21 protein-coding genes and 1 pseudogene are annotated in these 25,830 nt (G+C 51.3%); 20 read left to right on the top strand and 2 right to left on the bottom strand.

The genetic code is table 11. The features are described 5' to 3' along the window. Positions 1 to 140 precede the first annotated feature (140 nt). Complete coding sequence (locus Q0X57_RS01710; RefSeq protein ID WP_297726740.1) at positions 141 to 2,921, bottom strand: leucine-rich repeat domain-containing protein; 2,781 nt, start codon at positions 2,919 to 2,921, stop codon at positions 141 to 143. Positions 2,922 to 3,311: 390 nt separating this feature from the next. Here Q0X57_RS01710 and Q0X57_RS01705 point away from each other — a divergent pair, with 390 nt between their 5' ends. Then, positions 3,312 to 4,586 (top strand): DUF4143 domain-containing protein, encoded by a 1,275-nt coding sequence (locus Q0X57_RS01705; RefSeq protein WP_297726737.1) that lies wholly within the window; start codon positions 3,312 to 3,314, stop codon positions 4,584 to 4,586. Positions 4,587 to 5,020: 434 nt separating this feature from the next. Here the strand turns inward: Q0X57_RS01705 and Q0X57_RS01700 are convergent, their stop codons facing one another. After that, positions 5,021 to 5,836: a hypothetical protein gene (locus Q0X57_RS01700; RefSeq protein ID WP_297726734.1), complete on the bottom strand. Its 816-nt coding sequence runs from the start codon at positions 5,834 to 5,836 to the stop codon at positions 5,021 to 5,023. Positions 5,837 to 6,146: 310 nt separating this feature from the next. On the opposite strand from Q0X57_RS01700, the gene Q0X57_RS01695 reads away from it, so the two are divergent. From Q0X57_RS01695 to Q0X57_RS01605, 19 genes and pseudogenes are all read left to right on the top strand, one after another. Next, complete coding sequence (locus tag Q0X57_RS01695; protein ID WP_297726731.1) at positions 6,147 to 7,034, top strand: permease-like cell division protein FtsX; 888 nt, start codon at positions 6,147 to 6,149, stop codon at positions 7,032 to 7,034. 31 nt (positions 7,035 to 7,065) lie between these two features. After that, positions 7,066 to 7,326 (top strand): DUF3098 domain-containing protein, encoded by a 261-nt coding sequence (locus tag Q0X57_RS01690; protein WP_297726728.1) that lies wholly within the window; start codon positions 7,066 to 7,068, stop codon positions 7,324 to 7,326. Positions 7,327 to 7,350: 24 nt separating this feature from the next. After that, a complete protein-coding gene (locus tag Q0X57_RS01685; protein ID WP_297726725.1) occupies positions 7,351 to 8,202 on the top strand; it encodes an undecaprenyl-diphosphate phosphatase in 852 nt (283 codons plus the stop codon). 4 nt (positions 8,203 to 8,206) lie between these two features. Next, entirely contained in the window at positions 8,207 to 8,971 is a 765-nt protein-coding gene (gene truB, locus Q0X57_RS01680; RefSeq protein ID WP_297726721.1) for a tRNA pseudouridine(55) synthase TruB, read from the top strand. A 52-nt stretch (positions 8,972 to 9,023) separates the two neighbouring features. Continuing rightward, positions 9,024 to 10,097: a tRNA preQ1(34) S-adenosylmethionine ribosyltransferase-isomerase QueA gene (gene queA, locus Q0X57_RS01675; protein ID WP_297726718.1), complete on the top strand. Its 1,074-nt coding sequence runs from the start codon at positions 9,024 to 9,026 to the stop codon at positions 10,095 to 10,097. Between the two features lie 34 nt (positions 10,098 to 10,131). Continuing rightward, on the top strand, positions 10,132 to 10,599 hold the full coding sequence (gene folK, locus Q0X57_RS01670; RefSeq protein WP_297726715.1) for a 2-amino-4-hydroxy-6-hydroxymethyldihydropteridine diphosphokinase: 468 nt from the start codon (positions 10,132 to 10,134) through the stop codon (positions 10,597 to 10,599). Then, positions 10,596 to 12,008: a tRNA uridine-5-carboxymethylaminomethyl(34) synthesis GTPase MnmE gene (gene mnmE, locus Q0X57_RS01665; protein ID WP_297726712.1), complete on the top strand. Its 1,413-nt coding sequence runs from the start codon at positions 10,596 to 10,598 to the stop codon at positions 12,006 to 12,008. The genes folK and mnmE overlap by 4 nt, the downstream gene beginning before the upstream one ends. Before the next feature lies 1 nt (position 12,009). Next, positions 12,010 to 12,312: a nitrous oxide-stimulated promoter family protein gene (locus Q0X57_RS01660; protein WP_297726709.1), complete on the top strand. Its 303-nt coding sequence runs from the start codon at positions 12,010 to 12,012 to the stop codon at positions 12,310 to 12,312. 414 nt (positions 12,313 to 12,726) lie between these two features. Continuing rightward, positions 12,727 to 13,392, top strand: a complete 666-nt coding sequence (locus Q0X57_RS01655; protein ID WP_297726706.1) for a methyltransferase domain-containing protein — start codon at positions 12,727 to 12,729, stop codon at positions 13,390 to 13,392. A gap of 11 nt (positions 13,393 to 13,403) precedes the next feature. Continuing rightward, on the top strand, positions 13,404 to 14,024 hold the full coding sequence (locus Q0X57_RS01650) for a TetR/AcrR family transcriptional regulator (RefSeq protein WP_297726704.1): 621 nt from the start codon (positions 13,404 to 13,406) through the stop codon (positions 14,022 to 14,024). 92 nt (positions 14,025 to 14,116) lie between these two features. Further along, positions 14,117 to 16,453, top strand: coding sequence for a TonB-dependent receptor (locus Q0X57_RS01645; RefSeq protein WP_297726701.1), 2,337 nt, complete (start codon positions 14,117 to 14,119; stop codon positions 16,451 to 16,453). A 38-nt stretch (positions 16,454 to 16,491) separates the two neighbouring features. After that, positions 16,492 to 17,745, top strand: a complete 1,254-nt coding sequence (locus Q0X57_RS01640) for a hypothetical protein (RefSeq protein ID WP_297726698.1) — start codon at positions 16,492 to 16,494, stop codon at positions 17,743 to 17,745. Between the two features lie 837 nt (positions 17,746 to 18,582). After that, on the top strand, positions 18,583 to 19,848 hold the full coding sequence (locus Q0X57_RS01635; protein WP_297726695.1) for a DUF3575 domain-containing protein: 1,266 nt from the start codon (positions 18,583 to 18,585) through the stop codon (positions 19,846 to 19,848). Between the two features lie 10 nt (positions 19,849 to 19,858). Then, entirely contained in the window at positions 19,859 to 20,920 is a 1,062-nt protein-coding gene (locus tag Q0X57_RS01630; protein WP_297726692.1) for a DUF6562 domain-containing protein, read from the top strand. A gap of 90 nt (positions 20,921 to 21,010) precedes the next feature. Next, positions 21,011 to 22,942: a DUF6562 domain-containing protein gene (locus tag Q0X57_RS01625; RefSeq protein WP_297726689.1), complete on the top strand. Its 1,932-nt coding sequence runs from the start codon at positions 21,011 to 21,013 to the stop codon at positions 22,940 to 22,942. A gap of 117 nt (positions 22,943 to 23,059) precedes the next feature. Further along, a complete protein-coding gene (locus Q0X57_RS01620) occupies positions 23,060 to 23,215 on the top strand; it encodes a hypothetical protein (protein ID WP_297726686.1) in 156 nt (51 codons plus the stop codon). A gap of 43 nt (positions 23,216 to 23,258) precedes the next feature. Continuing rightward, positions 23,259 to 24,173, top strand: a complete 915-nt coding sequence (locus Q0X57_RS01615; protein ID WP_297726684.1) for a 3-hydroxyacyl-CoA dehydrogenase NAD-binding domain-containing protein — start codon at positions 23,259 to 23,261, stop codon at positions 24,171 to 24,173. 33 nt (positions 24,174 to 24,206) lie between these two features. Then, positions 24,207 to 25,118, top strand: a complete 912-nt coding sequence (locus Q0X57_RS01610; RefSeq protein ID WP_297726681.1) for a ribonuclease Z — start codon at positions 24,207 to 24,209, stop codon at positions 25,116 to 25,118. A gap of 33 nt (positions 25,119 to 25,151) precedes the next feature. Then, positions 25,152 to 25,830, top strand: a pseudogene (locus Q0X57_RS01605) (lipopolysaccharide biosynthesis protein); the annotation flags it as partial.

Below are 25,830 nucleotides of genomic sequence, written 5' to 3'. Positions count from 1 at the left end.
ACGCCCCGCGTGGACTTTCACCACAGATGTATGACATGCCCGTCATACAACAAAATATCCACGGGTGAAATCAACTTCTCCCGTGGATATCTAAAGTGAAGGCTACTTGGTCAAGAAGCCGCCTATAAAATTCGCGAGCTCTAGATCGTTATGACATAATATGCATCCTCTATAGAAAGCAAGAAAGTGCCTTCATAAGGAAGGGTGATGTGATCCTCTCTAGTTTCAAGAATCAGTGCGCCCGAAACGGAATAGAGACGAACGATGTCCTGACTCTCCTTTTCTACCCAAACGGTCGTACCCTCTATCTTAATCTGATGTCTAGCAGGTGTAATCTGTGATATATGATTTGGTTCACCAAGATAAGGATTCCTTCCCTTGTTCTCTCCGTTTTTCCAATCATAGACTAGCCAGTTTTTACTAGACATAAGAGATACGGTCTCTGCGGTCCAGACATTTTGCTCACTCTCATCAATCGTATTCACAGCTACGATGATACCCTGCTCCTGTAGATCAGATCGATCACACAAGGCGGTTGCCACTACCTTTGTCTCCTCTTGGGATAACTTATTGTTGTGACAATTCACTATGCGGAGCTGATTATGCTCTGGCAGGCTCAGCGAGGTGAGGTTGTTGTAAGCGCAGTTGACTCGCCCGAGGAGACTGTTCTTAGAGAGATCCAAGGTAGTCAACTGATTGTGGTGACAATAAAGCTCTTCTAGCTTGTCATTAGCATTGAAATTGAGGGCTGTGATTTGGTTCTTTTCACAGTCCAAACGAATTAGATCTTTATTCTGGGAGACATCTAGTGTGGTGAGTTTATTCCCATAGCAAAAGAGCTCTAAGAGTTGCTTGTTGTGACTCACGTCTAACTCCTGCAAGAGGTTATCTCGACAAGATAGCCGTGCCAATTTAGGAAGCTGAGAACAATCTATCTTTGTAAGATCGTTGGACATACAGTAGAGCTTCTCCATATTGCCATATATCGTAAGCTCGGTCGTAGTGCGTGGGAGTGTAAACTCACGATCCCAATCTTTGATCTCCTCTCCTTGCTGGTATACACCATCATTATTTCTGTCTATCCAAGCTTTATCTCTGACATTTTGAGGGGCATCTAGGCGAAGCGTCCATTTTCCCGTAGACTCTTGAGAGGTTAGTATAGCTTTCGGCTGATCTGTAGTGTATATATCCTTGTCCAATGCACCCTCATAAGGATTGGTTCCCTCGTTTTTCCCCTGGCGGTAGTCATATACCTGCCAGTGCTTAGACTGTGCATTCTTCACATTTTCTTTAGAGCAGAAGTTTCCGTCTGCTGGACTACAGTCTGTATCTATGATGTATAGCTTACCAGCCTCTTTCTCCTTGTCGCGATTTGGCAGCTGAGCCACTAGAGAGGTCACAGCGTCATCCTTGAGCTGATTGCTGGGGCAAAAGATGTCCTTGATGAGCGGGCAATGTGAGATGTCCAAAGAGTGAAGTTGATTCATCCCAATACTCAAGTACATCAATGCAGGACAACCAGAGAGGTCTATGGTCTGCAACTTATTGTCATACACATACATCTCCTCTAGGAGAGGGTGATTCGCAAGAGTGATCGTCTCCAGTTTGTTCTCATACAGCGTGACGTTTTTCAGCTCTTTGCATGCGCTTAGATCTATCTGCGTCAATTGATTCGCATGAGCCATAAGAGCGGAAAGCTTTGCTTGCTGAGTAAGCACTAGCGAGGTAAGCTTATTTTCGTCACAACCCAAAGTCGTAAGCTCAGGACACTTTGAGAGGTCTAGGGAGGTTAAGTTATTCCCATAGCACTTTAAAATCCGCAAGTGACTATTTGAAGTGACATCTAGGGAGGCTAGTCCCACATGATAGATCTCAAGTTTCTCCAGCGCTTTACAGGAGGATAGGTCTATAGCCGTGAGTTTATTCTTACCACAGTTCAACTCTTTAAGAAATGGATTCTTAGACAAGTCAATGTCGGTAATCTCATTATCTTGGCAGTCTAAGACCGTAACTCTGCCGTAAATCGTCAGATCCTTAGCTGCCACAGGCTTAACAATAAAACCTCCGAAATCGCGGTCAGCTAGCTGCTCTCCAGCATCGCGAGTCCCGTTGCCATTCAGATCCAACCACACTTCACTACGGTCTTTCTTATCAGCATCTATGACCAATATCCAAGACCCTGAGGTACGATTAGAGGAGAGGGTCATTGAGGGACCACTCTCGGCGCTTTCGGAGCCTTCGTAAGGGGTTCCTTTGCGATTATTAGCACCTGCAGCCCAATCCAGTACTTGGAAGTTCTTCCCCTTGAGAATAGCCACCTGCTCTTTGGTGCAAACATTTTGTTCGTTTGCATCCTTCGTGTCGATCACCCAGATCTTCACTTCGCCTGTTTCTGCACTTTGATCATGGAGCGACTCAAGTGTTTTGGTCATACCTTCGCCACTGATGCGATTACGATCAATGCTTACGATGCGCATCTTCGTATTTCCAGAGAAGTCAAGCGATGTAAATCGGTTATTATGACCATCGAAGGTGGCCAAGTAGCCACTCTTCGTAAGGTCGATCTGCTCCAACTCATTGTTGGCACAGAAGAGACTTCGTAGATAAGTATTCCCCGATAGGTCAATACTCGTAAGGTGGTTATCATCCACGTTTAGATATGTCACGTCACCCTCGATCGTAATCTCTTGAGATGTGATAGTGTAGTAGTTTGGCTCTCCATCTAGATATTCATTATCAAGAAGCTTTGCTCCCGTGACCCAGATACGTCCCGATGTCGTCTGAGACCAGATGCAGATGGTGTTATCGCCGTTTGGCTTCAGCGAAGTTTTCAGTTTGATTACAGAGCTCGTCTGAGCACAAAGAGGCAGTGCCGAGAGAGCTAAGAGAAGAGTCCAAAAGAGGAGGTTCAGCTTCTTCATAAGTAATTATGTCTAGTATTTTGTGATTCGTCTAAGGTGCAATAAGCTACAGTAAGCCAATTGTCATAGCTCTTGATGCGGTTAGAAAGGATTGAGTACGCTCAGCAAGACTTGTCTACCAGGACTTGACCTAGGCAGAGACTGCCAAGCGTAGGATTAGGGCAAGGTTAACTCTTACGAAGTAGTACCTCGCTCCTTCATACGCAAAGATATGTAATTATTTTGACATATACAATACCCTAAGCCACCACCTTTTCGCCAAAAGTGAAAACAAAAATCAGCCAAATACGGAAACGAAATCCAGCCAAACACAGAAACAAAACACAGCCAAACGTAGAAATATAGAAAATAATCGTACCTTTGTATACTGACAGCAAATAAATTACGGATATGGCATACAAGAAGCGAATCGCAGATCAACTACTCCAGCAAAAGCTCCGAGGCAAGGGAGCCGTTCTCATACGAGGTGCTAAGTGGTGTGGCAAAACGACAACAGCCGAACAAATAGCACAAAGCGTCATCTACATGGATGACCCGAAGCGGCGGGCTACTTATCTACAGATGGCCGAGATGAGCATAGATCAGTTGCTCGTAGGGCCGACGCCCCGACTGATTGATGAGTGGCAGCTGGCTCCTAGACTGTGGGATGCGATCCGCTATGAGGTGGATCACCGACCAGATTTAGGTCAGTTTATTCTTACAGGTAGTGCCGTCCCTGCAGATATGAGTCAGGTAGAGCATAGTGGTACAGGACGATTTGCGTGGCTCACGATGAGACCTATGAGCCTCTGGGAGAGTGAAGACTCTACGGGCACGGTGAGCTTGAGAGAGTTATTCAAGGGCAATGAAAGCGTCTCAGGACAGGTCTCTCATGAGCTAGATGACATAGCCTATCTCATCTGTCGGGGAGGTTGGCCCAGAGCCATTGATATGGAGACAGAGATAGCGCTGGACCAAGCTAAGGACTATGTAGATGGCGTAGTGCACAGTGACATATCTCGTGTAGATGGCGTACAGCGCAGTGCTGAGACCACACGCAAGTTACTTCGCTCCTATGCTCGTCATCAGGGCACTCAAGCCTCCATCGGCACCATAACGGCAGACATGACTACTGGAGGTGGATTTGACATCAGCGAAAAGACTGTCACCAGCTATATCAACGCACTTCAGGACATCTTCGTAATAGAAGATGCTGAAGCGTGGAATCCTAATCTGCGTAGCAAAACGGCTATTCGTACCTCGAGCACCCACTACTTCGTAGACCCTTCCATTGCCACATCATCACTAGGCATAGGGCCAAAGGATCTCATCAACGACCTTAGCACGATGGGTCTCATGTTTGAGACTCTGTGCATACGAGATTTGAGAGTTTACTCCGAGATGCTGGACGGCAAAGTCTTTCATTATAGAGACAAAAACAACTTAGAGTGTGATGCTGTCGTACACCTCCGCAATGGCGCCTATGGACTGATAGAGATAAAGCTCGGAGGAGAGACACTCATCAACGAGGGAGCGGAGAGTCTCTGTAAGTTAGCCGAGAAAATCGACACAACGAAGATGAAAGCCCCAGCCTTCAAAATGGTTCTGACCGCCACTGGCAACTATGCCTACAGAATGAAAAAGAGAGATGTGGTCGTCGTCCCCATAGGCACGTTGAAGCCGTAAGTTAATTACGCCTGCTTGATAAAAGTTGGACGACTTTCATTCGCATCAAACAGCAAAATACGGCCAAATGTGGAAACGAAACAGAGCCAAATATGGAAACGAGGAAGAAATCTTCGTCGCTTTGAGCTGAGAGCAAGCCAGTTATATTGAGGATCGATCGACGATCTTAGTGACGGCTCTTGGGAAAAGTGACGCTCCAGAACGGGTGGTTTCAAGCCGCCACGGAGGAATTTCCAAATAGCTACCGAGGAAATGAAAATTCTCCACGGAGCCGTGAAATAAAACTTCGGAAGAATGAAATGAAACTTCGGAAGAAGCAAATCAAAGTTCCGAAGAATTTTTTCGTCCCTCCGTGGAGGATAAACATCCTCTACCGAGGCATTTCGCATTTCCTCCGTGGGGTGCCAAAAGCGTCCCGACAAACGATGCAAGCATCAAGGGTGGCGTAGCCTATCTTCTTGATTTTGTTTTAATATCATCGCGATTATGTCTAAACTCTTCTGAATAGTAGAGTATTGATCATTACCCTGTACTAGTCCTTTCCGAATAGCTATAACAGCATTTGTTAAGTCGTCCCGTACGATTAGGGAGCCAAAGAAATAGTCCTCAATCTTCAAGGTCTCATTTATAGAGTATACCTCATTGTGTGATCTGTAAGATCCTGAAAATTCTATTGGCATGCTACGATGACTATTCAGCCACTCAATAAACTCAGCACTCCTTACTTCCTCTTTCGTCAAACAGAATTGGGTTACTCCGTTATTGCCCCAATTGCTAGATAGAATGAAAAATTTATCCTCACCAGCACCAACCGTAAAGGACTTATCCTTAAGACCGACATAAACATCTCGTATGTACTGAACAAATAGAGAGTCTATAAACGCTTCTGAAAACTTCAAATTCACATCACGTGCAGCCTCTTTACCCACATTTGAGACCTTCAGGACTATGTCCCCTTCTTTGTCTGCTAATGAAAAGACCAGTCTTGCCCTATGTTCTTCATTCCACTGTCTTTTCATTTCTGCTAGCTGTCTTTGATTTTGTCTAAGACTCTTCGCTGTATAAAAGATCATAACGAAAGAAGCTATCGTCCCCAAGTAACTTGCCCAAAAATACAGCCAATCTATAGGCCTGCCAACAACAGGGTAAGAGCACCTTTCGAGTACTGGTATTGAAACTAAAACGTTAATAACAACAGGAATCAATAAGACCACTAAAACCGTCAAACATCTTAACACCGTTTTCTTCATAGTCTATTTTATCATTTGTGCTTTTCGCCTTATCTCTCAACCTATCATATAGTATACAAAGATACGGCTTTAGCGTTACTATTATTTCTGTTAGCAAGAGCACGAAGCTTCGATTCAGATTGCTTTTGCGGGTGGAATGTACGACCTATAGCTTCGCTTTGGATATTTGAGTACCTTTGCACAATGATGTATGATGCCCTTTGTGTGGTCTTTGAGTACAGACTAGAGAGGGACTCATCGCTAATTGACTCGTTTTTTATCTGTATATACCACAGCTCGTACGTTTTACAGCTAAGATTTACGCTTGCCTATGTCGCATCACACCTCTCGCCCACGGCGCCGATCGCTACTCCCCTCGTCTAGGATTATTGCGATCGTTTGTATCGCCCTGCCTCTCTTCCTGCTGGGATCTATAGCTCTCCTCGAGGTGGGCAAGTATCACCTAGAGCAGTCAGTGCGTGAGGAGATGACCTTCACCGTCCTGCTAGACCCAGAGACGACTACTCAGGATAGCATCGAGCTGATGCAGCAAGTGCAGCAAGCACCTTATATCAAGGATGTCAACTATATAACGCCTGACGAAGCGGCACGACAGCTAGAGGAGGAGATCGGAGAAGATCCTGTGGCGGTCCTCGGCTTTAACCCCTTACAGCCCTCGCTAGAGGTGCATCTCAAGTCACAGTACGCTGTGGCCGATAGTATGGCGCAGATAGAGAGCGACTTCGCATCGTGGGGCAACGTGCAGACGATGAGCTATCGTGGAGACATGCTCCAGATGATTGATGAGAATATGCAGCATCTCTCAACGATCCTACTGATCGTCTCACTGATCCTGCTGATCATCGCTATCATACAGGTCAATAGTATGACCCACATTATGATCTACAGCCGGCGCTTCCTGATCCGCTCTATGACCCTGCTGGGCGCTAAACCAAGCTTGATCCGTAAGCCCTTTACCACCTACAGCATCTTCAACGGGCTGTGGGGTGGTTTGCTAGCGACTTGTGTGATTATAGGTTTGCTCTGCTATATGACGCAACGCAACCCGCTACTCCTCCAGAGCTACCTCAGCTATAGCGAGGTGGCGATCATCCTCGGAGGGATCATCTGCCTCGGCATCCTGCTCTCGTGGATCACCGCTTCTATCTCAACGAGCCGATACATTCGTATGGATGGCGGACGCATCGTTATGGCTTAGTCATTATCTTATCCATTACAACTTATCAATTATGGTATTTGGCAAGAAGAACTATATCCTCCTAGCGATCTCTGTGGGGATCATTATCCTGGGGCTCCTCTTGATGTCAGGCGGAGGTAGCGCAGACAGCACAGAGTTTACGGCTGAGATCTTTAGCACACGCCGTATCGTGGTGGCGCCTATCGTCACGTTGGTCGGCTTCCTCCTAATCATCTACGCGATTATGGCTAAGCCCAAGGATCCCAACAAAAGCAACGGCAAGGATAGCGACACTAAGCCACAAAGCAAGTAAACCTCTCGTGTTGCAACGCTTAAGATGACGATACTTGAATCCATTATTCTAGCCATCGTAGAGGGCTTGACGGAGTTTCTCCCCGTCAGTTCTACGGGGCATATGATCCTTACGCAGGGAGCGCTTGGTATGGAGAGCACGCCTTTCCTACGCGCTTTTACGGTGATGATCCAGTTTGGGGCGATCCTCTCAGTCGTGGTGCTGTACTACAAGCGATTCTTCACCTTTCGGGTGGAGGAGGGCGCACGACAGCTACCGCAGCGGTGGCAGTGGGTCGGACGCTTCACCTTTTACATCAAGCTCCTCGTGGGACTAATCCCCGCAGCGGTCATCGGGCTACTACTGGAGAAGCAGATAGACCAGCTCCTAGACAATGTCTATGTGGTCGCCACGACGCTCTTCCTAGGCGGTATCTTTATGCTCTTCATCGATCGCATCTGGCCACCTCAGAGTCAGAAGGCAGAGCGACCGTCGTACCGCAACGCTTTCGTCATAGGTTGCTTTCAGACCATCGCCATGATCCCAGGTGTGTCACGCTCTATGGCGACAATCGTGGGAGGACTGCAACAGCGACTCACGAGACGTGCAGCGACCGAGTTCTCCTTCTTCCTAGCGGTGCCGACGATGCTCGGAGCCACTCTGCTCAAGGGGTACAAACTCCTCTCCGATCCCATCTCTAGTCAAATACTTCAGGAAAACTGGATGGCACTCCTCGTGGGCAATGTGGTTGCTTTCGTAGTGGCTCTGCTAGCGATCAAGTTCTTTATCAACTATGTGACCCGCTACGGCTTCAAGCTCTTCGGCTACTACCGTATCGTGGTCGGTCTACTGGTGCTCATCCTACTGCTCTGTGGGGTGCCTCTAGCGATGCACTAATAAGATGAATCAGGAAGTCTCCTCCAAGCTATACACGCCTGCCGACCTACAGGCTCATCGCCCCCTCACGTTGCGTACGGGAGCGATTATACCACTGGACAAGCCGTTGGGGTGGACCTCCTTTGACGTGGTCAATAAGGTGCGCATTATGGTACGTCAGGTGACGGGCATCAAGCGTATCAAAGTAGGCCACGCTGGGACGCTTGATCCGCAGGCGACAGGTGTGCTGGTGCTCTGTACGGGGCGTGCCACGAAGCTCATCGAGCAGCTGATGGATCATGACAAAGAGTACTGCGCCACGCTCCAGCTCGGAGCCACGACGCCATCCTTCGACAGCGAGCACGAGATTGACGCGACCTATCCCTACGAACATATCACGGAGGAGATGGTGCGGAGCGCCTTGCGCCAGTTCACAGGAGAGATAGACCAGAGACCTCCGAGCTTCTCAGCGGTCAAGGTGGGCGGCATACGCGCCTACGACCTAGCTCGTCAGGGACAGGAGGTAGAGCTAGCACACAAGCACGTCACCATCCACGAGCTGGAGCTAGTTAGCTTCACGCCCCCCACCCTACAGCTACGCATCGTCTGTAGCAGAGGCACCTACATTCGTTCGCTAGCACGCGATCTCGGCACGACTCTCGACTCGGGAGCTTACCTCACTCAGCTGGTGCGGACACGCTCTGGCGAGATTTCTCAGGCGAACTGCTTTAGCCTCGACCAACTGGACGAGCTACTCGCCCTAACACCCGAAGAGGAGGAGCTCTCCTAACCAACGTTCCTTACCATACTCCCCCCCTATCCCATTAGAATCAGAATCCAATATGCGACATAAAGCGAAGCTTTCACACTTTGACTACAGGCTCCCCGAGGAGCTCATTGCTCAGTATCCGACCACCTTCAGAGATCAGTCTCGTATGATGGTGCTGCACCGCACCGACGGCTCCATCGAGCATAAGAACTTTGTGGACATCCTTGACTACTTTGGCGAAAAAGACACCTTTGTCTTCAATGATACCAAGGTTTTCCCCGCAAGACTCTATGGACTGAAGGAGAAGAATCAGGCAAAGATCGAAGTCTTCCTCCTGCGCGAGCTCAACGAATCCCTGCGTCTATGGGATGTCCTCGTAGATCCAGCCCGCAAGATCCGCATCGGCAACAAGCTTGAGTTCGGCGAAGAGGGCGGAGCCCCCGTGCTGGTCGCTGAGGTGATTGACAACACCATCTCACGCGGTCGTATCCTGCGCTTCCTCTACGACGGCTCTCACGAGGACTTCCTCAAGGATCTGTACAGCCTAGGCGAAGCTCCACTGCCCGCGGAGATCAAGCGCCCCGCTGAGCCAAGCGATTTAGAGCGTTATCAGAGTGTCTTCGCCAAGCATATCGGCGCCGTCTGCGCTCCTGCGGCGAGCCTGCACTTTAGCGACATCATCCTGCACAAGCTTCGCCTGCAGGGTTGCAACCTTGCTTTCCTCACGCTACACCACAACCTCTCCAGCTATCAGGAGATCGAGGTGGAGGCGATCAGCAAGTATAAGGTGGAGAACGAAGAGATGTACATCCCCCTCGAGTGCTGCGACATCGTCAACCAAGCGCGCGACGACAATGCGCAGATCGTTGCCGTCGGGGCTACCGTCATGCGAGCCCTCGAGACGGGCGTCAGCACGGACGGCTACCTCAAGGAGTTCAGCGGATGGACCAATGAGTTCATCTACCCGCCTTACCACATTCACCTGCCGACCGCTATGCTGACCAACTTCAATGCGCCAAAGAGTATCAACCTCATGTGCGCCGCCACCATGGGTGGAGAGAAGAATGTGATGAATGCAATGAATGTAGCGGTCAAGGAGAAGTACCGCTTTGGGTGCTACGGGGATGCGCTCCTCATTATGGACTAAAGGATCCCGCTAAGCCTCTCTCACTGTCGCTCCTATGCCTACTGCTTACATAGCCCTCGGTAGTAACCTTGACGAGCCTCGTCATCAGTTGCTAGAGGCGATCAGGCGAATGCGCCTTCGTGGGCTCCAGATCCACAGTATCGCCCCCTTCGTGGAGACTCGCCCCGTGGGATTCGCTTCGGAGCATCTCTTCCTCAATAGCGTCGTGGCTGTTCTCACGACAGCCACGCCAGCAGAGCTTTTGGCACAGCTTCAGGCTATTGAGCGTGAGATGGGGCGACTGCACAAGTCGCACGACGGGATCTACTCCGACCGAGTCATAGACCTAGACATCCTGCTCTACGACCAGCGTATCGTGACCACGCCTGAGCTCACCATCCCGCATTCTCGTATGTGTGAGCGAGCCTTCGTCCTGCAGCCACTCAGCTACATAGCGCCCGAGCTCACCATCCCCACGACGGAGGCCACCGTGGCTCAGCTACTAGCCGCCCTGCCCTCATGATACATGATCTGAGCGAAACGATCTGCGCACCTGCCACCGCTCTAGGCGGAGGGCTAGCCGTCATACGTATCTCGGGAAGCTTAGCCCCGCAGATCGCTGAGACACTTCTTGGCAAAAGGCTCGCACCTCGTGAAGCCACGACCGCTGGACTGCGAATTGACGGACAACTCATAGACCTCGTCGTAGCCACCTACTTTGCCGCCCCACACTCCTACACTGGCGAAGAGGTCGTCGAGCTCTCCTGCCACGCCTCACCCTTCATCGTACGCTCCATACTGGAGTGGATCGCTCAGCAAGAGGGCTGCCGCATGGCCGATCCAGGCGAATTTACCCGTCGTGCCTTAGCGCATGGCAAGCTAGACCTCGCCGAGGCTGAGGCGGTCGCCGACCTCATCGCTGCGACCACTGCCACACAGCACAAGATGGCTATGGAGCAGCATACTGGCAGGCTCAGTCATCTACTCAACGAACTGCGGGCGACGCTCCTACGCTTTGCGGGTCTCCTCGAGCTGGAGCTAGACTTTAGCGAAGAGGATGTAGCCTTTGCCGATCGCACCACTTTAGCTGAAACGTTAGCCACCATACAGCACCAGCTCCGCCTGCTCACGCAAAGCTTCAGCACCGGGCAAGAGCTCCAGCAAGGCATCCCGACCGCTATCATTGGCGCTCCCAACGTAGGTAAGAGCAGTCTCCTCAACGCCCTTCTCCAGCACGAGCGAGCCATCGTCAGCGACATCCCTGGCACCACCCGCGACACCGTCGAGGGACGACTAACCATCCGTGGTACACTCTTCCGACTCATCGACACCGCTGGTCTGCGCCAGACGACCGACCTCGTGGAGCAACTAGGCATAGAGCGCAGCTACCAGCAGATCTCCTCGGCACGGCTCATCCTCTGGGTCATCGCCCCGCCCATCCCCACGTGGGACGAGCTAGAGACACAGCTCGGTGAACTCCTACCACGCACCTCCCCCGACAGTACCCTTATGCTCCTGCTCAACAAGCGGGATCTACTCACCGAGAGCGAGGTCACGGACTGGCTCAGCCACTGCTCCGAGCAGCTACAGCGCATCACGAACAAACGGCACACCCCCCCTCCGCTAGCCATCTCAGCACGAGCCGCTCAGGGCATCGAAGCCCTCGAAGAGCTTATGGTCACCAACACCCACACCCTGCACAGCAATGAAGAGACCGTGATGCTCTACAACCTACGCCACTACGAGGCGCTCACCAAGGCAAGTCACGCCTTAGAGTTAGTCTCCGAGGGCCTCCACAACGGCTTGACCAGCGACCTCATCACCCCCTATCTTCGTGAGGCTATCGAAGAGATCGGCCTCGTCACAGGCGCCTCCATCACCTCCGACGAGGTGCTCGGCTACATCTTCTCCCACTTCTGCATCGGCAAGTAGTATGGGACAGGGACGCATCGCAGAGGAGCAGCAGGTCATTCGGCAAATGATCCAGCTCTACTGCAGGAAGAAAGAGGAAAATGAAACGCTCTGCGACAGTTGTCGCGAGCTACTCGAATACGCCACACGGCGACTAGACCGTTGTCGCTACGGTGTAGCAAAGCCCACCTGCCGCAAATGCCCCATACACTGCTACCGACCCGACATGAAAGCCCGCATTCAGGCGGTGATGCGCTGGGCCGGTCCACGTATGCTCTTCCACCACCCCCTCGCCGCCCTCAAGCATCTCCTCCGCGAGCTCTAATCTCCTCCCCCATACAAGGTTACCATTCGAAAGCAAAGCGACAAGTCCTGACGCTTTGTCACCTGTCCATGCCAATTCTCAGGGAAGAATTTCCCAATACCTCACGAGGCAGCGAAATTTCCCCACGGAGGGCTGAAATCAAAGTTCGGAAGAATGAAATAAAACTTCGGAAGAAGCAAATCAAACTTCCGAAGTTTTTTTTCGTTCCTCGCTGGCTAATCCACGATCTCCACGGAGGAATCATTCGACTTCCTTGATAGTGCGATTCGTTCCAATGGGGGTGGTCGTTGTCTGGCTCGTGGGCTCGTGAGCGGTACCTACTACTGGGTAGGTTTGCGGGGGCGTTTTCTTGGCAAAGAGGTATAACTTTGCGGTGTAATAGATCCATACAAGCTATACACTCCGCAGAAACTGATGGCTAAGGCTCAGCATAACGCATATACCAAGCAGATGCACCGCTACGATGCGCTCATGACGGGACGCTCCTGGTGGGGGCATCTCTTTATGAATGGGCTCTGGCAGGTGGATCAGCTACAGATGGCGGCAGAGGTCTTGGCCATGATCCCCGATGACTTTGCGGGGCGGCTACTAGATGTGCCGGTGGGGACTGCGGTCTTCACCTGCGACAAGTACAAGCAGCTTGCCAAGGCTCAGATCACTGCGCTGGACTACTCCGAGAAGATGCTCGAGATGGCTGCCCACCGCTTTGAGGTGGAGGGGGTGACCAATGTATCGCTCGTGCAGGGCGATGTGGGGGCGATGCCCTTTGCCGATGGAGAGTTTGACTATCTGCTCACGATGAGTGGTTTGCAGGCCTTTCCCGACAAGGAGCGAGCCCTCCGTGAGATGCACCGTGTGCTCAAGCCGGGAGGGCAACTGTGTGGATGCTTTTACGTGCGTGGGGAGCACCGCGTGGGCGACTGGATAGCTCGCCATATATTGGAGCGCAAGGGGTACTACTGCCCGCCACACTACACAGCCCCGGAGGCGGTGGCAATTCTTCGGGACCTCTTTGGGGAGCGTATCTCCGTGCGACAGTACCACGCCATGCTCATCTGCTCAATAATCAAAGATAGGTAAGCAAACGAACTATGAATAGTCCGACACTAGATATACAGCAGCGTATCGAGGAGGGTGCCTTACGGCTCTTCTCTCGGCACGGCTACATAGGCACCTCGATGCGTATGGTAGCCAAGGAGGCTTACGCCTCGCTGGGCAGTATATACTACTATTATGAGGACAAGGAGGCACTCTTTCGCTCGCTCGTAGAGCCTGCGATCAAGGGGCTAGAGGCATTTTACGCCTTACCGCCTGAGGATCAAGATATGGAGATGGATATGCTGGACCCCGTGGAGCGTAAGCGGAGGGGCTACTCGAAGTCGCCCTTCTACCAGTACATCATCAACCATGCGGAGGCTCTGCGACTGGTCTTCTTCGCCAGTGCGGGTTCCTATTTGGATCACTACGAGGCTCGGCTCAATCAGCTGAGCAACGAGGCGACCATCCGCTACTTCGAGCGGTATCGAGAGCTGCATCCCGACTGGAAAGCCGAGGTCGATCCTTCCTTCATCGATATTTACTCAGCCTTTATCACGGCAACCATCAAAACTATACTACAGCGGTCCGACACCAGTCCAGAGGAGCTGGCACGGTTCTGTCGGTGCCACGAGAAGTTTAGCTTCGGCGGTTGGCGAGCACTCTTAGGGGGCTAGTGAAACGTTTCACTAGACCCCTTTTTTGAACACTTAGCGAAAGACGTTCAGTTTTCCCTCTCTTCCCAATAAGCAAATCAACCAACTAATCAATGAGACGATACAGACTACTATTACTAATCATGCTACTCTCCCTCAGTGCAGCCGTAGCTCAAGAGTACCACTACCGTGGCAACGTCCTAGATGACGCTACGGGCGAACCCCTCATCGGTGCCAATGTCTATGCCGAGCCAAAAGGTGCTGGAGCCGTCACCGATGGCGAGGGGCTCTGGAGCTTCACCTCCAAGCAGCGGGTCAAGAGACTCGTCGTGAGCTACGTGGGCTACAAGAGCAAGCGCATCACATCCCCACGGCAAGATGGCAAGCCGATCAGCGTGAGACTAGAGGTCGACGAGACGACGCTAGGCAGTGTCGTTGTCGTTGCCAAGCGCCAGGAGCGCGCTCTGCGTGAGTCCGCTATGCCTATCTCGGTCATCTCGATGCGACAGCTACAAGGCACCGCCTCCTCAATAGACGAGGTACTGTCTCGCACTACTGGTGTGACGCTACGCAATACAGGCGGACTAGGGAGTGCCTCGCGCATCTCGCTACGTGGACTAGAGGGCAAGCGAATGGGCATCTACATTGACGAGACGCCCTTTGGCGAGATGAGCGACTTCATCTCGATCAATGACATCCCGACCGATATGATCGAGCGGGTGGAGGTCTACAAGGGGATCGTACCCTACAAGTTTGGTGGCTCAGCTATGGGCGGGGCGGTGAATGTGGTGACCAAGGAGTACCCGCCGAAGTACTTTGACGCTTCGTATGAGGTAGGCTCGTACAATTCGCACATGCTCTCGACAGTCTTCAAGCGTACACTGGGTGATGCGGGCATACAGCTAGGACTTGGCGGTACGTTCGCCTACTCGGACAACAACTACAAGATGGAGCTGCCACAATACAAGGATCGGATCGTGGGGCGCGACCACGATCAGTTTCAGAAAGCGATCCTAGGCGGTAGCCTTAAGGCGACGAAGTGGTGGTTTGACGAGATCAAGCTAGAGTGCGTTGGGACCTACATTCGTAGAGAGATACAGGGCTTTGAGTGGGACGTGCGAGAAGCTTTTACCCTCTCCAAGGGCTTGGCTCTGGCGAGCACCTTCAAGCGTGCAGACTTCTTCCTCCCAGGGCTCGATCTAGACGCATCGGTCGGGGTGGTCTTCGGGCAAAATGGGCTGACCGACAAGGCTGCGCATCGCTACGACTGGGATGGCAAGGAGTACCCCGCAGGCTCCTCTTATGGAGGCGAGCTATCGAGCATACCTGCCGATGGGATCAATCGAACGATCAACCTAGTGGACAAGCTTAACCTGAACTATACGCTAGACCGCCATCAGGCTTTCAATCTCAACCTGTGCCACACCTACGCTTATCGCAATCCTACGGACACGCTTATGGATCGAGCTTTGGGCTATAAGGCGAACTTCAAGAGCCGTATGAACAGCCTCACGGCGGGAGCTTCCTACGACCTCACGCTCTTTGAGGATAAGCTCCAGAATGCCTTCACCGCAAAGTACTACAACTACCGCTCTCGCTCTAAGATCATCGGGACGATCAGTCTGGGCGACCTCAAGGATGTGGAGACTAACCGACACTTCTTCGGCTGGAGCGAAGCTATCCGCTACCGCTTCACGCCAGACTTCCTGATCAAGGCTTCCTATGCGGACGAGGTGCGCATCCCTACGAGTGAGGAGCTACTAGGCAATGGCTACTCGATCAGCGCCTCGACCGACCTGCGCCCCGAACATAGCCGTGGGGGCAACGTTGGCTTAGTCTATCGCAACTTCTCGCCCACGTCGGGGCAGTTGATCGAGGCTGAGGTCAATGCTTTCGGCTCTTACGTCACCGATATGATCCGCTTCATGCCAGGGATTATCCCCTCGATGAGCTGCTATCAGAACTTCGGGAGCATCCGCACGTGGGGCGTAGAGGGTGAGGTGAAGTGGGATGCCCTCCCCTGGCTCTACCTCTATGGCAATGCAACCTACCAAGACCTCAGAGACACGCGCCGACTGATCCCCTCAACGAATGTCGCCAACCCTACTTACCTCAAGCGTATGCCCAACATCCCCTACTTCCTAGCCAATGCGGGCTTGGAGCTACACAAGGAGAATCTCTTCGGCGGGGAGGGCTACAACAGCCGTCTGATGCTCGACGCCTCCTATGTGCATCAGTACTACTACGACTTCGAGGTGAGCCAGTACCAAGAGCGCAAGATACCGACTGCTCTGCGCCTAGACTTAGGACTAGAGCAGAGCCTGCGCAATAACCAGTGGACGATTACCTTCAAGGTCAAGAACCTGACCAACCAGCGTCAGATGTCGGAGCTAAACCGTCCGTTACCAGGCATTAACTTCTCGGTAAAGCTACGATACCTCTTCAGATGACAACTATATATTCACCAATTCAAATAACAGATTTCACTATGAACAGATTCAACAAACTAACCAACAGGCTCACCCTTATCGCTGCCCTCCTACTAGGGCTAGCGCTCACCAGCTGTGACAAGGAGCCTAAGCCGACACCCCAGACGGGTAGTGAGCGGATTCTCTTCTCCACCTCAATAATGAATGCGGATGGCGCCTCGGGCAATGGTTACCTGCAGGCTATCGGCTCTATCGAGGCGAAGAAGTACGACAACAGCCGTGGCGTGCCAGTCGGCTTCGGCACGGAGCCTATCTACTGCGGAGATCATCTCTACGTCCTGCCCGACTATATGGGTATGGGCAAGGCTGAGCTCGTCTGCTACACCGTAAGCAAGGAGCTGCAGCTCACCAAGCGTGGCACTATGGAGCTCCCAGCAGGAGCCGCTGCCTGCAATGTAGTCGAGGTCTCGCCTGAGAAGGCTTACATCAGCTTCCAAAACACCGGACAGGTCTGGGCGTTTAACCCCAAGACGATGACCAAGACGGCCGTGATAGACCTCAACCAGTACAAGCACGATGACACCAATGTGATGCCCGGTGCTATGGCAGTACGCGACGGCAAGCTCTACGTAGGGCTCTGTCAGATGGACCCCAAGTGGATGCCACTACACAAGGAGGTCGAGCTGGCACTCATAGACATCGCAACGGACAAGGTGGAGAAGAAGATTTCCTCTACCACCTCGGGGCTCTCTGTCGCTACCCGTCCGATCGTGGCTAACTCAATCTTCCTTGATGACAAGGGCGATCTGTACATACTCTGCATGGGGAGCTTTGGCTTCAACCCTGAGTTCCCCAGCGGTATCGTTCGCATCAAAAAGGGTGAGACCGAGATCGACCCCTTATGGTCTATGAAGCTCTCGGAGATCAATATAGAGGTCAAGGGCATCCTACCCCAGACGACCAAGCTCCCCGCCAACTACATCGTATCGATGCACTACATCTCTGGCTCTAAGGTAGTCGCCATCATGGGCATCTATGCGCTCGACCCCACGAGCAAGAACCCCTACACGGCTCTCTACTGTATTCCTGCAGTCATCGACCTAGAGCAGCGTACCATCCAGCAGATTGAGGGTATCCCAGCGTCCAATCCTCACTCATGCGCCCTCGGGTGGTACAACGATCGGATCATGATCGGCTCGGCAGGCAAGGAGCGTAGCGGATTTTACTCCTACGATCCTAAGACAGGCGCCGTCTCCGACGGACCCGTCTTTGAAATAGAGGGCAATCCCGTCTCCTTCTACCAGATGAAGTAGCCCTGTCACATCACCAGGAGAGGCTCCATCGCTCATTCAGCGATGGAGCCTCTCGCTTTATACAGGGGAAGTGTCTGCGCCTCCATGCTCTGAGCACCTTAAAACTGGAGAAGAGCCGTTTTCGAGCAAGATGAAAATCCATTTTCATCCAAAAGGTAGGGCTGACGAATTATTTAGGATGAAGTCATCGACAGCACTATCAAGGAAATTGAGCAATTCCTCGGTGGAAATTGCCGAATCTCCACGGAGGAATCGGAAAATTCATCGGAACTTTGATTTCTTTCTTCCGAAGTTTCATTTCATTCTTCCGAACTTTTATTTCCCGGTTCCGTGGAGAATTTTCGTTTGCTCCCTGGAGATTCTCGATTTCTTCGGTAGAGATTAGAATCAGCGGAGATGTAAGAGTAGCTATAGAGTAGCTCTATACCGCTTTGTAGCGAGGATTTAGCCATATATTCCTCGAAGTTCATCGAAGAGGAGCGAGTTATAATGCGCCAGCTTTGCAAGGTTGTCCAATAACGTCCCACGAGTTTTTTTTCTACCTTTGCCTACGTGTTGCACCTTACAGGGGAACGTATGAGAGCACACACACGTCAAGTTCGGATTTTGCTGATAAGAGAAAAAAAACTACCTTTGTCTCAGAGGCATAACAGTTTTAACTCACATCACATACAGATATGCCGACACTCCTTAAACGTGAATCATTATTTCATCTAGACCTATGACTAGCAAATGAAGGGTTCTACACTTATCTTTCCGCTATTCCCAAAGGTAAATAAGGAGCCTTTAGGATTACCTCCTAGATATCGGTCAAACCTATATAAGTAACCTTTCCTCATGAGAAGATTTATACTGACAATAGTATCTACACTAGCTCTAGCGGTATCTATCTATGCTCAAGATGATAAGCTAAATCCTATCGTCGGGCATATGGTGTACCCTAAGCACGTAGTGTTCCTCCCCAACAACAAGCCCGACTCCACCATCGCATACAGCGAGACTGGGCTAGTGCCTATCATCTTTGAGATTGACAAGCATACGTACATCCCGTCTCCTGAACTAGACAGTGTGGCAGCTCTCGTCAACCAAGTACTGCAAGACAAAAGAGTGGACTTTCAGTACCTATGGATCGGAGGTAGTGCTTCTCCCGAGGGACCAGTAGCGCACAATTACGATCTAGGCTTCTGGCGGTCTGAAATCCTCAAGAACTTTATTCTCAAAAACACCTCTGTGGATCCAGCTTTGGTACGCACTCAGAACCTGGCAGAGGACTGGGAGGGCTTTCGTAGAGCTCTAATCAAGGATAAGGACTATCCCTACAGAGACCGCTTATTAGAGATCATTGATAATACGCCTGACTGGAAGTTGAGAAAAAGGAAGATCCAAGCTATTGACAACGGCAAGACTTGGCATAGCCTCATCTACGGACTCTTTACTCCCTTTAGAAATGCCCGCATGGTCATCGTATGCAAGGCTTATAATGTAGAGCTCCCTAAGATACCGCCTATGCCTCCGACACTCCTTCCGAGCACCGAGGTATGTATGCTACCCAAGATAGAAGCCTCTTTTCTTCCCACTGCTGAGACACGTTTCTTCGCCCTTAAAAACAATCTCCTCTTTGATGGGATCCTCGTGGCGAACCTAGGCGTAGAGGTCGAGCTGTGGAGAAAGACCTCTCTAGACATCCCCTTTGTATACTCCCCCTACGACATACGAGTCCCAGATAGGAAGATCAGACTTCTTGGCTCGCAACCAGAATTTAGATACTGGCTCGGACGAAAAGCCGGAGAGGGACATTTCGTAGGGTTACATGGAGCTCTACTCGGATTCAATATTGCCCTCAACGATAAGGGCCGCTTCCAAGACCCCAACCATGCACTATGGAATGCAGGCGTTGGATACGGATACTCTTGGAACTTTGGTAAAGACAAGAGATGGGCTCTAGAAGCAAACATCGGTGTCGGGTACGCAGATTACATTTACGACTCATACCGAAACTGGTACAACGGAGCCAAATTCAATAGCAATACTCACGAAAGCTACTGGGGTGTAACTAGAGCTGGACTAACCATCATGTACAAGTGGTATACCCCACGCAAATGAAATATAACCGATGAAGTACAGATTATCCATAGCCATAGTAATAGTCCTATCCATCCTCTCTTTTATCTCTTGCGATAGGACCATACACGAGTACCCTACACCTAGCAAATCTCTAGTAATCCTAGAGTTTAATGCAGATAGGACTCCTCCGCCTTACTACAAAAAGGTGGTTTTTGATGAGAAATACAACTCGAAAGTAATCAAGCTTAACGAGACTCCCTCACTACCTTACGAGCTAGGGGATGGGTATCAGATGAGAATTACAGCCGAGATCTATGACGAAGCGGGACACGTAGTGGAGCGAAGAGTAGTCACTCAGCCTCACAACGCCCTCCCCCCACAGGACACGATACATGTGTATCTACCTCAGGGGAAGTACAGGGTTGCAGCCTTTGCCGATTACATTAAGGCGAATGAGATCAAGGACTGGCACTACCTCACATCTGATCTCACGCACATTGGCACAGACCTCTCGACCTATCCTCAGAATGCGCACTTGAGGAGTTGCGCCGTCGGGACCGAAGACTTCATCATAGACTATACCCTGACGCCAGAGGGATATCCGGCCTCTGCAGCCGATGCCCATAAAGTGATTAGAGATCGTAAGATACCCGTACATATGGAGAGACCCAACGCTCGCTATTGGCTTAAGGCTATTGATTACGGAGACTACCTACTCTCGGGCAGTAATATTGAGGATATCACCGTAAAGATTGTCTATACCCAATTCGCTGCCGTCGGATATAATGTACCCGAGCGCAGACCTAACAAGTTTGGGGTAAACTACAGCGTGAATGTCAAGCCAGATATATACGTCTCTTCGGACCATAAAACGGTGTCTCTAGCTCTAGACTATATATTCACCTCTTGGAGCGAAGAGAATGTCGTTGTCGCAGACTTCCATATCTATGACCACAACAAGGAAATCAGCCACATAAACGGAGTACACATACCTCTCCTCAGGAACCATGAGACGCTCCTTGAGGGGTACTTCCTGACCAAGAGCTTCGGGAAAGACGATGGTATCCAGATTGATGAAGACTTTGATGGTGAATTTGTTATCAAGATCTAGGTAATCAGAAAAACAAGGGAGCCTTTTCTCTGACGACACAAAGGAAGAGTCCCAATCACATATCATAAACCAACAATTAACAGTAGCAGTATGAATCAAAGAATCAAGCTTTTCCTGGCTTCTCTAGCTATCCTCCTGATCGGAGCTTCATGCCAGAGGAATGACCAGCTAGACAGCAATGATCCGGGTAAAGTAGTTATCAAGCTATCTCTCCCCGAAGACATGCAGGCCCTCCGTGCCTCCGCCAATAGCTCTAGTGCCAAGGGTGGTATCACTAACGTAGACATGTCGAAGTACGACATCCGATACAAGCTCGCTGTCTACAACACCTCGGGCGAGAGTGTCGTTGAGCCTTTAGTCAAGACCGTAGACTCCTACGAGGAGATCACTTATGAGCTACGACTAACACCCAATAGAAAATACAAGTTCGTAGTCTGGGCAGACTTCGTCAAGCAAGGTGAGACCGCTGACCTTCACTACAACACCGCCGACTTCAAAAACATCACTTGCCTTGATGACCCTGACAAGCAACTAAACGACGAGTCTCGCGATGCTTATTGGATTGCGAAGGAGATAAATGTTGGTACGGAGGCTCTTAACGAGACGCTCGTACTACGCCGTCCCTTCTCTAAGATCCGCGTCGTTACTACAGACTGGGGGCTAGTTCCTGCTGACAAGCCTGACTACTTCTCTATCCAGTACTATGGCGCAGATTGTCAGAGATTCAACTCTATGAACCTCCTGACGGGCGCCTCTACGGGCATTCCTCTCAAGGCGAAGGGTGATGCAGGCGTCATCACCTACGATGTCAATATAAACAAGGACCAGAAGGACTACATGCTCGGTTATGACTCTGACGATCACAACCGCACCATGGCCGTAGACTACCTAATGACTGACCAGTCTGAGCAGACACCTCTTCACGTAGTCTTCACGGCTAAAAAGGGTGGCAAAGACGGAGAGCTTATATCAACCTACGACTTCGCTGTCAATGTACCTATCCAGCGTAACTACCTAACCACCCTCATGGGTAACCTCCTGACGACTGCAACTAGTGTCAAGGTGATTATCGAAGAGAACTTCATCGAGGAGTACAACAATCATCAGCCTTGGTTTGCTCCTAAAGAAGTAACTCCCAAGAAGCCCGCAATTACAACCAGTGAGGTGGGTGGTAAAACAATTACGACCTACCACATCACCAATCGTGAGGAGATGATGTGGGTCTCTGCTCACCCTGAGGAGCTAGGAGGCAACAAAGTCTTCAAGCTCGAGTCGGACATTGACATGAACGGTATTGACTGGTACCCCATCGGGCCTCGCGACGGAAATTTTGGTGGTGACTGCGGCACATTCGACGGAAACGGCCATGTCCTACGTAACTTCAGTGTTCAGAAATTCCTCTTCAAGAAAAGTGGCTTCTTCAAGATAGAGCAACAAACAGGGGTCTTTGGGGTATGGTATGGAGACATCAAGAATCTAACCTTCGAAAACATCACAATCAATGGTCTCGAAGGCGTAAAGGTTGAACCTGGAAAGAAACATAGTGAGTCGGCTTACTTTGCTGGATGTGTTGGATACTTCTCTGGAAATCTAGAGAACGTACATGCTAAAAACGTTTTCATTAAGGGGGCTAACAGCTTCCTCAAGACTCAGAATGTAGGAGGGCTCATCGGATATACGAATCCGAGTGATGCGTTCGTATTCAAGAAGTGTAGTGTGACAAATATCACGATTCAGGCAAAAGGCACTCAAATCGGAGGTATGGTTGGATCTCTAAACAAGAACCATACACTAACCGAGTGTACAGCTAACTACGTCAGCCTGCGTGTCAATGGTTCGTCTACGACAAACATCGCAGGACTGGTCGGAGACATCGCTGATGCTACTGGGGTGAAGTTTGAAAAGTGTAAAGTCAGCAACATTGAATTCCTCAAGTATGACGGAACAAAGAATTCTGACTATGCTCCTACACACCCGCTCTATGGGTCATCTAGAGAAGGGACTCCAACCATAGAGGACTAATCCGATTCTGAGACTTGGTCTCATATACTTTGAGAGGCGACCCTGCTCTTCGGAGCTGAGTCGCCTTTTTTTTGGTAGGTTCATAACTTTCTCGGATACAGTTATTGCTATCCTAAGATGACACACAACGACCAACCCTGGGATATATGGCTACAGACACACTTTATCGCTACGCCAGCCTCTCCGCAGAGCCCACTTCCTCCCGAGCGTCCCCACAAGGGACTAATCGTAAGATTTGCGGAGTCTAGAGCGGAGCGCTCGCTAGATGGGTGAGCGCTTTTTTGTACCTTTGATCCGCAAGAGAGACTACAATACAATGACAAGAGAGACTTCTACCCAGAGCAGTACCGCTACGACCCACTACGACAAGAAGGTGGCTATCGTGGGCGCTGGCTCTATGGGTCGTAGCATAGCCATCTGTCTGGCTATGCACCATATACCTACCGTCATACAGGCGCGCTCACTAGACCGTCAGAAGCGAGCTATCCCACTCCTCGAGCAGTCGCTGGTGGAGTGCGGCGAACTCTTCGGCTGGAGCGATGCGGAGCGACAGGAGCTCCTCAGTCGCATCAAGGTGACCGTGGACAATGCCGACATTGTCTCCGCCAACCTAGTCATAGAGGCGTCTAGTGGCTCCCTAGAGGAGCACAAGGAGCTCTACCGAGACCTGGACGCTGTCCTGAGCGAGGGGACGATCATTGCTTCGATCACTTCGTCGATTAGCATCACGGAGCTGGGCAACGCTACGCAGCGTCCGTCGCTTGTGGCGGGGATGCACTTTTTCAATCCAGTGCCACTCATTGATCTCGTTGAGATTGTTTCGTCACAGCACACCTCGCAGGAGACGCTCGAGCAGATCCAGGAGTTGTGCGATGCAATGGGCAAGGAGACGGTCTACGTCGAGGACTCGCCTGGCTACATCGTCAATCGTATGCTCATACCGATGATCAACGAGGCGATCACCGAGCTGGCGCAGGGCATCGGCTCTATCGAAGATATAGACCGTGCGATGCGCATTGGGGCTAGTCACCCGATGGGTCCGCTAGAGCTGGCAGACTGGATCGGACTAGACACCTGTCTGGAGATCTTGGAGGGGCTCTTTGCGGAGTTTATGGATAGCAAGTATCGTCCGCACCCACTGCTACGTCGTAAGGTACGTGCCGGTCAACTCGGTCGCAAGGTGGGCGTAGGCTTTTACCGCTATACCCCAGAGGAGGAGGAAGAGTCTTAGCCGTAGCTCCGTTTTTATAGCAACACGCTTGAGATGCAAGTCAAGATCCTCGGTTGTGGCTCTGCGCGTCCCACACGGTATCATCTACCGTCAGCGCAAGTGCTGACCGTCGCTGGGCATCACTACCTGATAGATGCTGGCGAGGGGGTGCAGCACTCGCTCATTATGGCGGACTATAAGATGACACAGCTGGAGGCGCTCTTTATCTCGCACGCTCACGGGGACCACTGTTTCGGACTACCTGGTCTGCTTACCTCGATGGCACACGTAGGGCGCACGAAGCCACTCACGATCGTGACGACTGCCGAGGTGGCCGACTTCGTACGCTACATAGAGGCGCATCATATGGAGGAGAGCTCCTATGCGCTCTCTGTGACGATCGCTCCGAGTGACGAGGTTAGCCCGTCCATCTACACCGACGAGTGGATTACGGTCGACACGCTCCCCCTGCGTCACCGCACGAGTGCCATCGGCTTCCTCTGTCGTGAGCACTGTATGCCGAGGAGGATCGATCCTGTGGCTACGAATTTTTACCAGATCCCTTACAGCGCTATGCCAGCTCTGCAAATGGGGCTAGACTACGTCCCTCAAGGTGGCGGACGCATCATCCCGAACCGTGAGTTGACGAAGCCTGGTCGCCCGCCTCGCTCCTACGCTTATCTCTCAGATACGCTCCCTGCGTGGCATCTGGTGGAGCAGATTCGTGAGGTGGACCTTCTCTACCACGAGAGCACCTACAGTGAGGAGTTTCTCGACCGTGCGGAGACTTACGGCCACTCGACGGCACGGCAAGCGGCTGAGGTGGCTAAGGCTGCCGAGGTGGGTCAACTGCTCTTGGGTCACTACTCGGGGCGCTATGACGATGTGTCGGTGCTACTCAGGGAGGCTCAAGAGGTCTTTCCCAATAGCTTTGCAGCCCAAGAGGGGGATCTGTACGAAGTGTAATGCTTTACTCAAAAAACCGTTTATAGAAATCCAATGAGTAGCCGTATCAAGAGTCTCTTTAAGGACACCGTCATCTACGGGGCAACGACTATGCTCAGTCGCTTCCTCGGCTGGGCGCTCTTCCCGCTTTATGTGTATCAGCTCCCCTCACCAGCGGACTACGGTATCGTGACCAATCTGTATGCCTGGGTGGCACTGCTCCTGATCCTCCTAACGTATGGGATGGAGACGGGCTTCTTCCGCTTTAGCCGTGAGGGTGACGGGCGCAAGGTGTACGCTAATAGTTTGCGTACGCTAGGCACCAGTTCGCTCCTCTTCCTCATCTTGGGCTTGCTCTTTGTCAAGCCAATCGGTGCAGCTCTCGGCTATGCGGACATGCTGCGCCCTGTGGCGATGCTCATTGTGATCGTGGCGATCGATGCTTTCACCAGTATCCCCTTTGCCTATCTGCGCTACACCAATCAAGCCTTGCGCTATGGCTTGATCAAGATAGGCTACGTACTCCTGACGGTGGCGCTCAATCTCTTCTTCCTACTGGTCTGCCCTTGGCTCCAGAGGGTGGCTCCGGGGGCGATTGACTGGTGGTACGAGCCAGGGCTCGGGGTCGAGTATATCTTCCTCTCAAACATGATCGCCAATATCATCCTCTTGCTGGTCTTGATACCTTACATGAAAGAGGCGCGTGGCGGCGGGCGCTTCGACTGGGGGCTCC

This window comes from uncultured Porphyromonas sp. (assembly GCF_947254915.1).
Taxonomy (GTDB): Bacteria; Bacteroidota; Bacteroidia; order Bacteroidales; family Porphyromonadaceae; genus Porphyromonas.
The sequence above is the reverse complement of the archived record's forward strand: the minus strand, read 5'-3'. Positions and strand labels throughout refer to the sequence as shown.